The sequence below is a fragment of the Hymenobacter sp. HSC-4F20 genome, assembly GCF_019599275.1.
GTDB lineage: Bacteria > Bacteroidota > Bacteroidia > Cytophagales > Hymenobacteraceae > Hymenobacter.
Genome location: NZ_JAHZTD010000003.1, coordinates 135,767 through 148,834 on the forward strand (window position 1 = coordinate 135,767; position 13,068 = coordinate 148,834).

At 57.3% G+C, this 13,068-nt stretch carries 15 protein-coding genes; 5 read left to right on the top strand and 10 right to left on the bottom strand.

What is annotated here, in order from left to right:
• Window positions 1–17: 17 nt before the first annotated feature.
• The 3 genes from K3G63_RS16590 to K3G63_RS16600 all read left to right on the top strand — a co-directional run bounded on the left by K3G63_RS16590 (window position 18) and on the right by K3G63_RS16600 (window position 2,016).
• Window positions 18–872, top strand: coding sequence for a hypothetical protein (locus K3G63_RS16590; RefSeq protein ID WP_220615249.1), 855 nt, complete (start codon window positions 18–20; stop codon window positions 870–872).
• Window positions 873–905: 33 nt separating this feature from the next.
• Entirely contained in the window at window positions 906–1,259 is a 354-nt protein-coding gene (locus K3G63_RS16595) for a hypothetical protein (protein WP_220615638.1), read from the top strand.
• A gap of 79 nt (window positions 1,260–1,338) precedes the next feature.
• Entirely contained in the window at window positions 1,339–2,016 is a 678-nt protein-coding gene (locus K3G63_RS16600) for a metallophosphoesterase (protein ID WP_220615250.1), read from the top strand.
• 148 nt (window positions 2,017–2,164) lie between these two features.
• Here the strand turns inward: K3G63_RS16600 and K3G63_RS16605 are convergent, their stop codons facing one another.
• A complete protein-coding gene (locus K3G63_RS16605) occupies window positions 2,165–2,581 on the bottom strand; it encodes a TerB family tellurite resistance protein (protein WP_220615251.1) in 417 nt (138 codons plus the stop codon).
• A 193-nt stretch (window positions 2,582–2,774) separates the two neighbouring features.
• Here K3G63_RS16605 and K3G63_RS16610 point away from each other — a divergent pair, with 193 nt between their 5' ends.
• Window positions 2,775–3,182 (top strand): hypothetical protein, encoded by a 408-nt coding sequence (locus K3G63_RS16610; RefSeq protein ID WP_220615252.1) that lies wholly within the window; start codon window positions 2,775–2,777, stop codon window positions 3,180–3,182.
• Between the two features lie 27 nt (window positions 3,183–3,209).
• On the opposite strand, the gene K3G63_RS16615 is transcribed toward K3G63_RS16610, so the two are convergent.
• The 3 genes from K3G63_RS16615 to K3G63_RS16625 all read right to left on the bottom strand — a co-directional run bounded on the left by K3G63_RS16615 (window position 3,210) and on the right by K3G63_RS16625 (window position 6,709).
• A complete protein-coding gene (locus tag K3G63_RS16615; RefSeq protein WP_259404531.1) occupies window positions 3,210–4,187 on the bottom strand; it encodes a pectinesterase family protein in 978 nt (325 codons plus the stop codon).
• Between the two features lie 62 nt (window positions 4,188–4,249).
• A complete protein-coding gene (locus tag K3G63_RS16620) occupies window positions 4,250–5,200 on the bottom strand; it encodes a pectinesterase family protein (protein WP_220615253.1) in 951 nt (316 codons plus the stop codon).
• Window positions 5,201–5,377: 177 nt separating this feature from the next.
• Complete coding sequence (locus K3G63_RS16625) at window positions 5,378–6,709, bottom strand: cytochrome P450 (protein WP_220615254.1); 1,332 nt, start codon at window positions 6,707–6,709, stop codon at window positions 5,378–5,380.
• Window positions 6,710–6,831: 122 nt separating this feature from the next.
• Between K3G63_RS16625 and K3G63_RS16630 the strand changes: the two genes are divergently transcribed.
• Window positions 6,832–7,452 (top strand): DUF3885 domain-containing protein, encoded by a 621-nt coding sequence (locus K3G63_RS16630; protein ID WP_220615255.1) that lies wholly within the window; start codon window positions 6,832–6,834, stop codon window positions 7,450–7,452.
• A gap of 61 nt (window positions 7,453–7,513) precedes the next feature.
• Here the strand turns inward: K3G63_RS16630 and K3G63_RS16635 are convergent, their stop codons facing one another.
• The 6 genes from K3G63_RS16635 to K3G63_RS16660 form a co-directional block, all read right to left on the bottom strand.
• Window positions 7,514–8,335, bottom strand: coding sequence for an enoyl-ACP reductase (locus tag K3G63_RS16635; protein ID WP_220615256.1), 822 nt, complete (start codon window positions 8,333–8,335; stop codon window positions 7,514–7,516).
• 133 nt (window positions 8,336–8,468) lie between these two features.
• Window positions 8,469–10,142: a DNA repair protein RecN gene (gene recN, locus K3G63_RS16640; protein WP_220615257.1), complete on the bottom strand. Its 1,674-nt coding sequence runs from the start codon at window positions 10,140–10,142 to the stop codon at window positions 8,469–8,471.
• A 159-nt stretch (window positions 10,143–10,301) separates the two neighbouring features.
• Window positions 10,302–11,228, bottom strand: coding sequence for a DUF4835 family protein (locus tag K3G63_RS16645; RefSeq protein ID WP_220615258.1), 927 nt, complete (start codon window positions 11,226–11,228; stop codon window positions 10,302–10,304).
• Window positions 11,221–11,871 (bottom strand): phosphopantothenoylcysteine decarboxylase, encoded by a 651-nt coding sequence (locus K3G63_RS16650; protein ID WP_220615259.1) that lies wholly within the window; start codon window positions 11,869–11,871, stop codon window positions 11,221–11,223. Before K3G63_RS16650 ends, K3G63_RS16645 begins: the two co-directional genes overlap by 8 nt.
• Window positions 11,872–11,963: 92 nt before the next feature.
• Entirely contained in the window at window positions 11,964–12,515 is a 552-nt protein-coding gene (locus K3G63_RS16655; protein WP_220615260.1) for a flavoprotein, read from the bottom strand.
• A gap of 152 nt (window positions 12,516–12,667) precedes the next feature.
• Entirely contained in the window at window positions 12,668–13,000 is a 333-nt protein-coding gene (locus K3G63_RS16660; protein ID WP_220615261.1) for a DNA-directed RNA polymerase subunit omega, read from the bottom strand.
• Window positions 13,001–13,068: the final 68 nt, after the last annotated feature.

Below are 13,068 nucleotides of genomic sequence, written 5' to 3' on the forward strand. Positions count from 1 at the left end.
AGCCTTTTTGTATGCGTATGCAGCGGTTTCTGTACCTGTGCCTATTCCTGATGACCTCGTTGGGGTGCGTGGCACGCGATAATGTTCGGATTGAAGTATTCATTCAGCCAGAAGCCCGGTCTTTCACTTCTCAATATACTCTCACTACCCGCGCCGCCGAGGGGAAGCTCATCCTTCACCTCAACAAGCAATATCACCTGTCTGGCGTGACGGGGCCCAACGTGCGTACCTACACCTCGGCGCTGTTCTACGATAAATTTACCGACGACACCTTACGACGGATAACCATTGAGTTTACGGACCGCCAGGCCCAGCAGCGCGTTACGGTGCAGTATAGCGGCGCCATCGGCGAACGATTTGCTACCGAAGGCATGGCCGAGTTTACGGCCCACGCTAACTGGGTTCCTACCATTCCCGATCAGGAGTATACGGTGGTCGACTACCGGCTCACGGTGCGCGTACCAACTACGTATCAGGTAGTAAGCACCCGGGCGGCCCGGCGCAGCAGGCCAGGCCAGTACCGCTTCGAGGGAAGCACTTCCGCCATTGAAATAGGAGCCTTGGCGGCCCGGCAGTTTACCACGCTTACCAGTGCTACCCCTCAGTTTCGTGTGAACCTCTACAAGGCCAACGGCCCCTGCACCGCCCCCGACAGCCTGTTGGTGCAGGATGCCGGTAAAATCATTGCCTATTTCAATCAGATTATCGGGCGCAAAGATCCTATTCGGAAGTTTACGTTTCTGCTACCAGGCGTCGACCGTACGGCTAGCGGCTTACTCGATAATGCGGCCATCATTGCCTACACTTCATTTAACACCCACGACCCCGGCGACCTGCTGATTCTGGCTCACGAAATCAGCCACAAGTGGTGAGGCTATGGCACTTGGAACACCTATGATAACTGGCTGAACGAAGGCTTTGCTACTTACTCGGGGCTGCTTTACGTGCGCGCGGCCGGCGACACTGCCAGCTTCCGGAAAGAGCTGGCTAAGCGGCAGAAGTCAGCTGCTACGGCTCCGGCCCTCCTGGGCTTCGAACCCCGCAACTACCCCTACCCCGTGCGGCGGCAAGTACTCTATGACAAGGGCACGGCTACGCTATACCAGCTGCACCAGCGCCTCGGCGACGAGCAGTTTTTCCGCATTCTAACGAAAACTGCGGCCGCCAAACTAGCTACTACCGAGGCCTTTCTGAATCTGGTAGAAAAGGAAAGCAGCCGCCAAACCCGCGAGTGGCTACTGGCTCAGCTACAGGTGTAAGAGGTACCGAGGGCGTTTGGTAGCAGAACAGTCGCCGCCTGGTGCTAGCTCAATCTGTGTGGCTGCCGTAGTAACCCGTATGGAAACCTACGTCCTGGGCGATATTCACGGTGCTTACCGCGCCCTTGAGCAAGTGCTGGAGCGCAGCCCGTTCCGGCCCGGTATCGACCGTCTTATACATCTGGGGGATGTTTCCGATGGCTGGCCCGAAACGCCGGAGTCTGTCGAACGGCTGCTGCATATTCCGAACAGCATCTGGCTGCAGGGCAACCACGACTGGTGGACGGCGGAGTGGCTGGCAACCCGGCTACCCCTCGAACAGGTAAATAGGAGCTGGTACCGGCAGGGCGGCAAAGCCACCTACGATGCGTATCGGCGCGGGCCGGCCGAGCAAATGCAGCGGCATTTCACCCGTTTTTTTGGTCAGCAGCTTCCTTACTTCGAAGCCGACAACACGCTCTACGTGCACGCCGGCTACAACCCGGCGCAGCCCATTGCAGCGCAAGACCCGTTTGAGCTGATCTGGACCCGGGAGCTGTGGCGCAACAGCCTCCCAGCTCAGGGCTACACCGAATGTTTTATCGGCCACACGCCTACGTGGCCCGCAAGCCTGGTACCCTGCCAGCGGGCGAACGTCTGGAATGTAGACCAAGGCGCCGCCTATGGGGGGCGACTAACCTTGCTGAACGTGCGCACCAAAGAGTTTGTGCAAAGCGACATCGTGCAGAGCCTTTACCCAGGCGTGAAGGGCCGCTGAACGGTTGCCGTTTCCTCCCTCACCCAAAAGCTCAAACCCCAGCCTAGGATACCTCCCGTTCTTGGGTAGATATTCTTGGCTAGGGTTTGAGCTATCAGAGGTGGGTAGGACAAACAGCCCTAGTGCTGCTTACCAGGGCCCGGGAGCCCTAGCTAACCGTAGGCGGGTTGCGGTTAACTACCGGACCAGCGCCGGCCAGCTGGCTAACCATATCGTCGAGAATTTCTTTGCCATAGCCAATGCGGTTGGCGTACTCCATGCACAAGCCGTATTCGCGGGGGTCAATCTGCCCGTCCTGAAGCATCATCTGCACCAGCGTCTGCAGTTCCAGGGTGCGCTGCAAGCCTTCGGCTGGCACTACAAAGCTGAGCACGTTGAGGTTATCGGCAATAGGCTGCACCTCCTCAGGCTTCAGCCCTAAGCGGTTGCCAATTTGCAAGAGGAAGTCGCTTTCTTGCTCGTCCAGCTGGCCGTCGGCCGTGGCTACCAGCAAGAGGTTCTGGAAGAAGCTAAGTTTCTTCTGGGTAGTGTTCAGTACTTCTTCGAGGTTATGAGAGTGCTGCATATGCGTAGAAGCTAGGTGGTGAGGGTGCCCACCAAGGGCGGAAAATTGTTTCAACGATGCCTCCGCCGGAAGGTTATTATTCGAAATCTGCGCGACGGGTAGCAAACAATACGGGTGGTACGCCGTTATTTGCGGCACCATTCGTCAACCATCCTGCTGCTGGCAGGTACCGCCTTAGCTTCTTTCGTACTTCATGACTACATCGTTGCGCCGGGGAGATGGCAGCATATACCTCACAGTTGAGCGTAACACGCGTGATAACTGGGTTCATGCCCGTTGGCATGGCCGACAAACGCTGGGCACCATCATGGATGGTGGCCTGACTTACCTGGACATGATTCGCCAGGAACCCAGCGCCAAGTTGCTCAACGACCACCGCGACCTGGTAGGCACCTTCACCGAAGCCAACGACTGGATACAGCAGGTCTGGACTCCGCTCATCATTGGGGCAGGCTTGCGCTACATCGGGCAGGTAGTATCTCCTGACATCTTCGGGCAGCTTTCTATGGAAGATTTGCAGCAGCGCATCGGCGACCAGCTGCACATCCATATGTTCCAGGATATAGACGCAGCGGAATCCTGGCTTCGCATCCAGCCGTAGCGGGCTAGCTCTGACAGCTGCCGCTTGCTAGCGGCGCGGCTTCCAGGCCGGCATCGTCGCAAAAATTCTGTTCGTGGTGTACTGGCGGGCTTGTTGGCGGGAAAGCTGCCGGGCCCAGGCTACGCGCGTAGCGGCCGGAGCGGCGCCGGGCCCCGTGGAGCGATACTCCGCGTAGCGCGCCGTTTTTTCGCTTTCGGGCTTTTTCCAGTTGTCCCAGCCCGCGGGCCGGATGTGCGCCCCCATATAGGTGTGCAGGTAGGCTACCTGGGCGTACGGCTGCCAGGGCCGCCCCAACGATACATTGGTAGCCAGCGTGATATCAGCCGTGAGCCGGCATTTCCGGAACACAAAGCCATAGGCCTGATCCTGCGGGGTTGCGGCGGCCGTAATATGGGAGTTTTTCTTACTGCGGATAGTGCAGCGGTCGAATACGGCCGTGCTGCTCCCGAAAATAAAGTCGGTGGTGCCTTCAATTAAGCACCGGTAGAAATACTGGCGGGTGTGGCCGGTAGCCAGAAACAGCGTGTCCTGGTCGCCGAGGATGCGGCAGTTCCGGAACGTGCAGCGGTCGGCTTCTACGTGCAGAGCCACCGCCTGGCCCGCCGTGCGGCCCGCGGTATTCTGAAACGTGAGGTTTTCGGCAGTAAAGTCAGTGCCCTGCACCAGCACGGAGTAGGAAGTGTAGGTATTGATGGCGCCCTTGCCGCTGTGGTCGTCGAAAGTCAGGATGGTTTGGTCCCGGTCGTCGCCCAGTAAGGTCAAGTGAGTTTTGCTGACTGGAATGACCAGCTTTTCCTTGTACACACCTTTCCGGATGCGGATGATGACCTCCTGCTTTGACTGGGCAGGGGCGGCATCAATGGCCGCCTGCACCGTGCGGAACTGCCCGGTCCCATCCTGAGCTACTACCAGCTCTTGGGGCCTAGCAGTGGCTGCTAGGGCTAGTAGCAGTAGGGCAAGCAGGGCGAGTAGCTTATTGGTCATCGAACGGGCAACAGTATTCATAACATTAGGTCTGGCCGAGCCAACCGGCAGTAGTTTCCTACCCTCGGCTTTACCTTGCAGCCTTACTCCTGGGTAGGGTTCCAGCCGCGCAGCACGGTTTGCAGGGTGTATTGCTGAGCTTCCGCATCGGAAAGCTGGCGGGCCCAGGCTACGCGCTGCTTGGGAGCGGCGCCGGGGCCGCGGCTCTGGTACTCGGCGTAGCGGGCGGTTTGCTTGTTGCTTTCCTTGTCCCAATGGTCCCAGCCTTCGGGCTTGATCTGCTTGCCCAGTTCGCAGCGCAGGTACACCGTTTTGGCGTAAGGCCGCCAGGGCCGGCCCAGATAGAAACTGCCGGCGGGGGCGTTGCCGGTCAGGCGGCACTGGTTAAACACGTAGCCGTAGCGCGTGCTGTCGGGGGTAGAGGCCGCCGTGACAAAGCCGCCGGTTTTGCAGAAAATGGTGCAGCGCTCAAACCAGGCGGTGCTGCTGCCGAAGATAAAATCCACGGTACCCTCGATGTAGCAGTCTTCGTAGTACTGGCGGCTGCCGTAGCCGTAGGTGTAAAGCGTATCCTGAAACCCCAGGAAGCGGCAGTTTTTAAACCGGGCTTTGTCGCCGGCCACCCACATCGCCACTGCCTGCCCCACGGGCCCCGAGGAATTCTGAAACGTGAGGTTTTCAGCCGTAAAATCAGCGCCGTAGATGTAGCAGCTGGCGGAACCCGATGTGCCTTTGTCCTCCCCGAAAATGTTTTTCTTCTGGTTGTAGTCGTCGTAGGTGAGGATGGTTTGCTCCCGGTCTTCCCCAATTAGCCGCACCAGATTTTTGGAGCCTGCCAGAATCAGCTTCTCCTTGTACACACCTTTTTTGACGAAGATGGTGGTGACTTTCTTCCGGAAGTCGGGCACGGCGTTGAAGGCTTCCTGCACCGTCCGGAATTGCCCGCTGCCATCCTGCGCCACCACAAAATCGTAGCCGAGGGCCCGGCCCAGCGTCAGCCAGAGGAGCAGAGAAAAAAGCAGGACAGGTTTCATGGCGCGCGGGTGGGTAGGGCGGCAACTTATCTGAAATCCGGTGGAATTGGCTGTATTCTTCCCGCTATTTCCGCGCAAACGTTGTCGGGAACGTTGCCACTCCCTACCCCCCTTGTCAGCACCAAAGCCGCCCTGAGTCCAGACCCAGGGCGGCTTTGGTGTGTACATTAGGCTTCTCTACCCCTTGTGGAACGGGCAACCCATAGCGGCAGCCTTCTCACTGCCGGCGGCGGGCATGGGCAGGGCTGCTAGGGCTCCTTTACCAGTTGCCCGCACATTCGTCATCACAAAGCCGCTGGCGGGCAACGTGGGCATGCGCGTTAGGTCATAGCTCAGGTCCTGGGCCGGCACGTCGTAGCGGATGCCGTCGTTGAGGAAGGCTACCGCTTGCTTCATGGCTTCAATGGTAATCCACTCGCCGGCGCAGCGGTGGCCGGTCAGGTATTCACCGCCGCCCTGCGGAATAAAGTCGTAGGGGCTTTCCTGCCACTGCCGGAACCGCTCGGGCCAGAACACTTCCGGGTCCTGCCACAGCCGTTCGTCGCGGTTAGTGCCGTACACATCCAGCAGTACCATCGTGCCCTTCGGAAACTCGAAGCCGTGCCAGGTAAAGTCGTCGCGCACCAGCGCGCCTACAAATGGGGTAAAGGGAAAATACCGGCGCACTTCCTGCACAAATAACTCGGCGTAATCCTCGGCGGGGTTGCGCAGTAGCTGGCGGTAGGCGGGATGCTCATGCAGGGCAAGGGCCGCAAAGGTGATGTAGGTAGCAATAGCCACAATGGGCCGAGTGGCGTTCATGAGTTCAATAGCGGCCATCTGCACATCCAGCAATTCGCCGTCTGCATCCCGGTACCAAGCTACCATATGAGCCGGCGAGCCTTCCTGAACCGGCAATTTCCCCTTTCGGATGGCCCGGATAATACCGCGCATCCACTTCTCGCCGCGGCTGCGGGCCTGCTTGCCGCGCCAGTGCCGGGGCCCTACCCCACCAAAGCCGTCCACCATGGCCCCGAAGTCGCGGGCGCGCTTGCTTACCTCGTCTTCCTGCAGCGGCACCTCAGCCCAGGCGCACGCCGCCCGGCACAGGATTTCCTGGGCTTCGCGAAAGAGCACTACCCGATCCATCTTTTCCCAGCGGTGGGCATAGCGCTGCCACTGCTCGGCCAGCAGACTCATCAGCCGCTCCCGGCTAGCCGGCCCCATCAGGGCCATAAACATTTCCTTGCGGCAGCGGTGCTCCCCGTTGTCGCGGGTCTGGATGGCATCCACGCCCATCAGAGTGGTTTGCACCCGGCGCGGCACGGCCCCCTTCCGGATAAAGAGCTTAGGATTGTAGAACAGCTCGGCGGCCTCAGCTCCGTGCAAGCAAATAGCCTTCATGCCCATTAGCCGAATCTGGAAGATATCGGAGTCGAAGCGCTGGCTGCGGCTGTACAGGAAGGGGTAGCCTTCGCGCAGCACGTCCAGGGTGCTGTCGAAACTTGGGTCGCGGAAAATCTTGGGCATGGTCAGGTAGTAGTCGAATAGGTCGCCGAAATGAATGCCTTTACCTTACGGCTCGTTGACACGGAGGATATTGTGGAGCCTGTAAAAACACCTACTTTACTTGCCATTACCTATGATAATCAATGGCCTCTCCCTTAACGCGCTTCCTACAGCAGCACTATCCAAGCCTGCGACTAAGCTCACCCTTATTCTACTCTTGGCCTTTTGGTCTTCGTTTCGACTTACAGCATGAGCACTTATCTACATCTGAGGACGCCTATTTTCAGGAAGTCGTACGCCGGGCTTCATTACTGTTCCAAGCCACTTTTGCTTCTAATGACCCGGTTGTAGTTGTTCATCAGGAATGGCGGCACAAACGACCTCGAATTAGGAACAGCAACTATCTACTTCAGCAGCTTTCAATACCGAAAGCCGCTATTCACTTTCAGCGGATTGCTAACCCATACTCATACGGAAGCACTAAATGGATGAGAGCACACTTCTCATTAAGCGCTTCTCAGGTACCCTACCCCTCTATTTTTGCTGCTATTGGCAACCAGGATTTTGGCAATAGAAAGCCTGTGCTTCACGGAGACACTTTCTTTTTAAACCAGCGCACTAGCTTAATTTTCTATATGTATGATGATCGGGGCTTAGATATCATCGGCCCTGACGTAGCATCTCTTCGTTACCTATATGAGGAGTTTAATGAGTTGATACTGGACTACGACCGGCCACAGATTGACGCCTTATTTGCTACATAAAGCGCAAAAAGCCCGACCAAATGGCCGGGCTTTCTTATTCTAAACTCTGACAACAGGTAGCCTAGGCTTTGCTGTTGGTGATGAGCTCCACAATTTCCTCCGAGATGCCGGTGGTGCTGAAGCCGCCGTCGTGCATGAGGTTCTGCATGGTCACGTAGCGGGTCAGGTCCGAGAACAGGCTAATGCAGTAGTCGGCGCAGGCTTCGGCCGGGGCGTTGCCCAGGGGCGAAAGTTTGTCGGCGTAGGTGTAGAACGCATCGAAGCCGCTGATGCCGGTACCAGCCGTGGTCTTGGTGGGCGACTGGCTGATGGTGTTCACGCGCACTTTTTTGAGCTTGCCCAGGCGCTGGCCGTAGCTGCGGGCAATGCTTTCGAGCACGGCTTTGGCCTGCGACATGTCGGTGTAGTCGAGGAAGGCGCGCTGAGCGGCAATGTAGCTCAGGGCTACTACCGAGCCCCACTCATTGAAAGCATCCTGCTTCTCGGCCACGGCCAGCATCTTGTGCAGCGACAGGGCCGATACGTCCAGGGTTTTCTGGTACCACTCGTAGTTTAGCTCACCGTAGTGCTTGCCCTTGCGGATGTTGGCACTCATGCCAATGCTGTGCAGCACAAAGTCAAGCTTACCACCAAGTTGCTCCTGAGCGCCGCTGAACAGCTTTTCCAGGTCTTCCACGGAGGTAGCATCGGCCGGGATGATGGGCGCATTGCACTGCTCCGAGAGCTTATTGATTTCGCCCATACGCATGGCCAGCGGGGCGTTGGTGAGCACAAAGCGGGCACCTTCGGCGTGGGCCTTCAGGGCTACTTTCCAGGCAATAGATTCCTCGTTCAGGGCACCCGAAATGATGCCGACTTTACCAGCGAGTAGGTTGTTAGACATGTGGTGAAATGGTGAGATGGTGAAATGGTGAGTTGCTGTTTCGGACTCCCCTGCACCGTTTGAAACTCCAGGTTAGCGGCTGCCAAGTTAGCCATTCACCACCTCACAATTTCACTACCTCATAATTTCGCCCCTACCCTACCAGTTCCTCGCCGCGCATGGCCAGCAGCTCGCGGGCACTCTGGTAGGCGTGTTGGCTGGGGTTGGCGCCGGAAATCATCTGGGCAATTTCATGAATGCGCTCCTCCAGGTTTAGCATCCGGATGCTGCTCACGGTCCGGTCGGCGCGGTCTTCCTTGTACACGAAATAGTGCGCGTCGCCGGCGGCGGCCATCTGGGGTAGGTGGCTGATGGTGATAAGCTGGTGCTTACGGGCCATCTGCTGCATCATGCGCCCTACCTTCACGGCAATTTCCCCACTGATACCCGTATCAATTTCATCAAATACGATGGTGGGCAGAGCTGTTTTATCAGCCAGCATGTACTTGATGCAGAGCATGAGGCGCGAGAATTCACCACCGGAAGCCGCTTTGCTCAGTGTCTGGGGCTGAGCGCCTTTGTTGGCCGTGAACAGGATGCTGACCACGTCGATGCCACTGGTAGCGGGCGGGCCTTCCTGGTGGTGTACTACGATGCGCGAGTTCGGCATGCCCAAGTCAGCCAATAAGCCTACCAGCTCCTTTTCAAACTTCGGGAACACCTTGCGGCGCGCTTCCGAGAGGCGGCTGGCCTGCTTTTTCACGGTTGCCAAAGTGCCTTCGGCGTCGCGGCGCAGGCGGGCAATCTGCTTATCCAGGTTAAGCACGGAGCCCACTTTGTCGCGCAGGTCACCACGCACGGTAAGCAGCCCCACTACGTCGCGGACCTGGTGCTTGCGCTGCAGGCTGTAGAGCACATTCAGGCGGCCCTGCAGCTCGTCAATGCGGGCGGGGTCGCCTTCGGTGCGGCGCTCCACTACCTCTATTTCGTCGGCAATGTCGTGCAGCTCGATCAGGCAGCTGTCGAGGCGGTGCTTCAACTCGCGGGCCTGCTCTGAGTACGAAGCAATCTGGCCTAGCAGCGTGGCGGCTTCTTTCATGGCGCCGGTAGCACAGTATTCGCTTTCCGAGAGGTGCTGCAGGGCCGAGGTCAGCTTGAACTTAATTTCCTCGGCGTGCTCCAGCTCCTTTACTTCTTGCTCCAGCTCGTCCTGCTGCTCATTATCGAGGCGGGCATCTTCCAGCTCGCTGAGCAGAAAGCTATGGTAGTCCAGCTCTTTGTTGGCCTGAGCCACTTGGTCTTCGAGAGCTTTGAGGTCGGCTTCCAGCTTGCGGTACTGGCGGTAGGCATTGCTGTACTGGGCGCGGGTAGGCACCAGCCCGGCGTACAAATCCAACAGGTTCAGCTGAAACACAGCATCCCCCAGCAGCAGCGTATCGTGCTGGGAGTGAATGTCCATGAGATTCGCCCCGATGTTACGCAGGGTTTCCAGGGTCACGGGCGTATCATTCACGAAAGCCCGAGACTTGCCGGCCGGACTAATCTCGCGGCGCAAAATGCACTGGGTATCGTAGTCGAGGTCTTCGGCTTCAAAGATATCCTGCAGCTGGTAGCTGCTGATATCAAACTGGCCTTCAATCACGCACTTCTTCTCCGTGTCGAAGAGCATGCGCGAATCGGCCCGGTTGCCGAGCAAGAGGCCAATGGCCCCGAGCATAATGGACTTGCCCGCGCCAGTTTCGCCGGTGATTATATTTAAAAGAGCCGAGGGTCGCAGCTGGAGCTGCTCAATCAGGGCGTAGTTTCGGATGCGCAGGTCAACTAACATAGCAATCCAACATGAGGGCCGCATTACCGGCCGTAGCTGACAAAAAGGAAAAGCTACGCGCCGGCCACAACCAGGTCTAGTAGCTTTAGCAAAGCTACTAGCTCATTTAGTTAATTGCTAACTAATTTTGCCGAATAATTTTTTATATGCTCTCAACCATTACGGCTGACGCAGGATAGCTTGGTACTTGGCCGAGTTGGTTGGGTCCGCTTCCGAAAGCAAGGTAGTCACGGTCACCTTCTGCTGTTGATCGGGGCTGGTACGAAAGATGTTGGCTATTTCGTCGGCCTTGGTGGTAAAGAAGGCCCGCGCCAGTAACGTACCAGGACGGCGCTGTACGGCTTGCTGAACGCCCTGCAACGCCGTAGTAATAGTGGTGCGCGCTTCCTCCGGCTTCGTGATAAAAACATCCATTCCTTGTCGGTAGTACGCGTACATGCCGCTGCGGAAGGCTTCCAACTGAGGATCCTGCAAGTTATTAAGCAACCAGTAGCGGTTGGCGTTATTGGTGTCCTTCCAGCCCTCATCCGCTTCGTTGGTGGTGTTTTGGGAGGCCGCGTTGGTTAGGATAGAACGGGCACGGTCGTAGTAAGGCGAGCCACTTAGAGGGGAGAAGCTGTCTTGGTCCATGCCAATGATAAGATAGGCATAGAAAGATAACAGGGACGACAGATTTCCGACGAAGGTGTTCTCCGAATAATCAATCGGGCTCTGGGGCGAGTAGTTGAAAATCCAGCCCCGGTCGGCAAAGCTCAGCAGGTTCGTTTCGTAGCCCGTGCCGTACACCGGCCGGGTACTGACAATACGCACGGTAGCACGGTAGGTACCATTCTGCGGAATTTCCGTAATGCCAATGAAAAACCGGCAGTTGATACGCTCCGCGGGCCGGTAGACCTGGTTGGTAAAGGAGCGGGTATTAAGAAAATCCTGAGTGTCTTTCTGCAGCTGCTGCACAAGCTGCCGGTCGGAAATAGTTACGTTTTCCGTAGATACTGTTACTACCGCGTTCAGCTCCTGCGCCCGGGCGGAATACGTTAGCAGGGTAGCTGGCAGAAGCAGGCAGAGCGACAGGGCGAGGTTACGCATGGTGGGGCAAACGAGCTAATACAGTGTGCACAATGTCGCGGGCTACTTCGGACTTGGGCTTCACGGGAAAGGTAGTCACTTGGCCGTCGGCAGCCAGCAGCGTTACCTTGTTGGTATCGTGGCGAAACCCAGCGCCTGCGTCGCGCAGAGAGTTTAGTACAACTAAATCAAAGTGTTTCCGGCGAAGCTTGTCCAAGGCGTGGGCCTGCTCATTTTCCGTCTCCAACGCAAAACCTACAGAAAATTGTCCGGGGCGCTTGGTTTGGCCCAGGGTAGCAGCAATATCCACGTTTTTCACCAGCTCCAGAGTTAGCGTGGCTCCAGCTTTTTTGATTTTATTTTCCGCTATATGGGCTGGTTTGTAGTCGGCTACGGCCGCCGCAAACACCCATATAGCGGCCGTGGGCGCCACAGCGGCGGCGGCGGCGTACATCTCATCAGCCGTTTGCACGCGCTGCGTCCGAATGCGCGGATGTGCGGGGTCAGGCAGGCTGGTGGGGCCACTGATGAGCACCACCTCGGCCCCTTCAGCCGCGAAGGTTTCAGCTAATGCGTACCCCATTTTGCCCGTGCTGTGGTTGCCAATAAAACGAACCGGGTCCAGAGGCTCGTACGTGGGACCAGCCGTAAGAAGAACGCGCATAAGGGAAGCTAGAAAGATAGAAGCAGAAACTAACGCTCCAGGCAGATAACTGCACAAAGCTGTTCTTTACCCCGCAAGTTTGACATACTTTTTCATACAAAGAACTGCTCCAGTTCCGCTACTATCTGTTCGGGTTCTAGCATGCGGCCGGGGCCGCTGAGGCCACTGGCCAGCTCACCCGCCGGGGAGTTCCATACCGTGTTGCCGTATTGCCGCAGGCGGCTGAGGTTAGCTTGGGTAGCCGGGTGCTGGTACATATCGAGGTCCATGGCCGGGGCCAGAAACACGGGGCAGCGCGCGGAAAGGTACACGGCGTCCAGCAGCGTATCACAAAGGCCATTCGCCAGATGCGCCAACGTATTGGCGGAGGCTGGTGCTACGACCAGCGCGTCGGCCCAGAGGCCCAGGTGCACGTGGTTGTGCCACTCGCCGGCTCGCTTATCTTTCAGGAAGCCTTGCAGCACCGGGTTCTTAGACAGCGTGCCCAGGGTCAGCGGCGTCACAAAGGCGGTGGCGGCCGGGGTAAGCACCACTTGCACTTCAGCGCCGGCCTTTACCAGCAGCCGCACCAGCCCTGCAGCTTTGTAAGCGGCAATGCTGCCGCTCACGCCTAACAGAATTTTTCGTTCTCGCAATCCAGCCATTGCAGCATGTACAGTATGGGCTCCGGAGTCCAGTAAAAACGCCATGCTGCCTCTATCCCAGCACCTCGCACAGGTCAGCATACAGAACACTGACGGGCAAGCTACCGGGGCAGACGCAGCATGTAACGTACTCTTCTGCTACAGCAGTCCGATTACTCAGGCTTCTGCTCTTCCTCGGCAGGAGTATGGAAGTGCACTTTGCCTTCCAGGAATTCCTCCACAGCTAGGTTTGTGGGCTTAGGCAGCCGCTCATAGTGCTTGGAAATTTCGATTTGCTCCCGGTTCTCGAATACTTCTTCGAGGTTGTCAACGGTAGTAGCAAACTCCGCCAGCTTGCTGTTCAGCTCTTCCTTAAGCTTCACGGAAATCTGGTTGGCGCGCTTCGAGATGATGGCAATGCTCTCGTACACGTTGCCTGTTTCGTGGGTGAAGTCCGACATATTGCGGGTCACAATGGAAGCGGGTACGTTATTGGGAGTCTTCATAAACGAATGTGTTGAGGATGTGCAGAAAGTGGGAATAAGGAGGGAATGCAAGAAGAGTGGGGCAACAG

Bases quoted from the DNA above. Each gene is read 5' to 3' on its own strand.
- K3G63_RS16590 (WP_220615249.1), top strand. From the start codon at position 18: ATGCAGCGGTTTCTGTACCTGTGCCTATTCCTGATGACCTCGTTGGGG.
- K3G63_RS16600 (WP_220615250.1), top strand. From the start codon at position 1,339: ATGGAAACCTACGTCCTGGGCGATATTCACGGTGCTTACCGCGCCCTT.
- K3G63_RS16605 (WP_220615251.1), bottom strand. From the start codon at position 2,581: ATGCAGCACTCTCATAACCTCGAAGAAGTACTGAACACTACCCAGAAG.
- K3G63_RS16610 (WP_220615252.1), top strand. From the start codon at position 2,775: ATGACTACATCGTTGCGCCGGGGAGATGGCAGCATATACCTCACAGTT.
- K3G63_RS16615 (WP_259404531.1), bottom strand. From the start codon at position 4,187: ATGAATACTGTTGCCCGTTCGATGACCAATAAGCTACTCGCCCTGCTT.
- K3G63_RS16620 (WP_220615253.1), bottom strand. From the start codon at position 5,200: ATGAAACCTGTCCTGCTTTTTTCTCTGCTCCTCTGGCTGACGCTGGGC.
- K3G63_RS16625 (WP_220615254.1), bottom strand. From the start codon at position 6,709: ATGCCCAAGATTTTCCGCGACCCAAGTTTCGACAGCACCCTGGACGTG.
- K3G63_RS16630 (WP_220615255.1), top strand. From the start codon at position 6,832: ATGGCCTCTCCCTTAACGCGCTTCCTACAGCAGCACTATCCAAGCCTG.
- K3G63_RS16635 (WP_220615256.1), bottom strand. From the start codon at position 8,335: ATGTCTAACAACCTACTCGCTGGTAAAGTCGGCATCATTTCGGGTGCC.
- recN (WP_220615257.1), bottom strand. From the start codon at position 10,142: ATGTTAGTTGACCTGCGCATCCGAAACTACGCCCTGATTGAGCAGCTC.
- K3G63_RS16645 (WP_220615258.1), bottom strand. From the start codon at position 11,228: ATGCGTAACCTCGCCCTGTCGCTCTGCCTGCTTCTGCCAGCTACCCTG.
- K3G63_RS16650 (WP_220615259.1), bottom strand. From the start codon at position 11,871: ATGCGCGTTCTTCTTACGGCTGGTCCCACGTACGAGCCTCTGGACCCG.
- K3G63_RS16655 (WP_220615260.1), bottom strand. From the start codon at position 12,515: ATGGCTGGATTGCGAGAACGAAAAATTCTGTTAGGCGTGAGCGGCAGC.
- K3G63_RS16660 (WP_220615261.1), bottom strand. From the start codon at position 13,000: ATGAAGACTCCCAATAACGTACCCGCTTCCATTGTGACCCGCAATATG.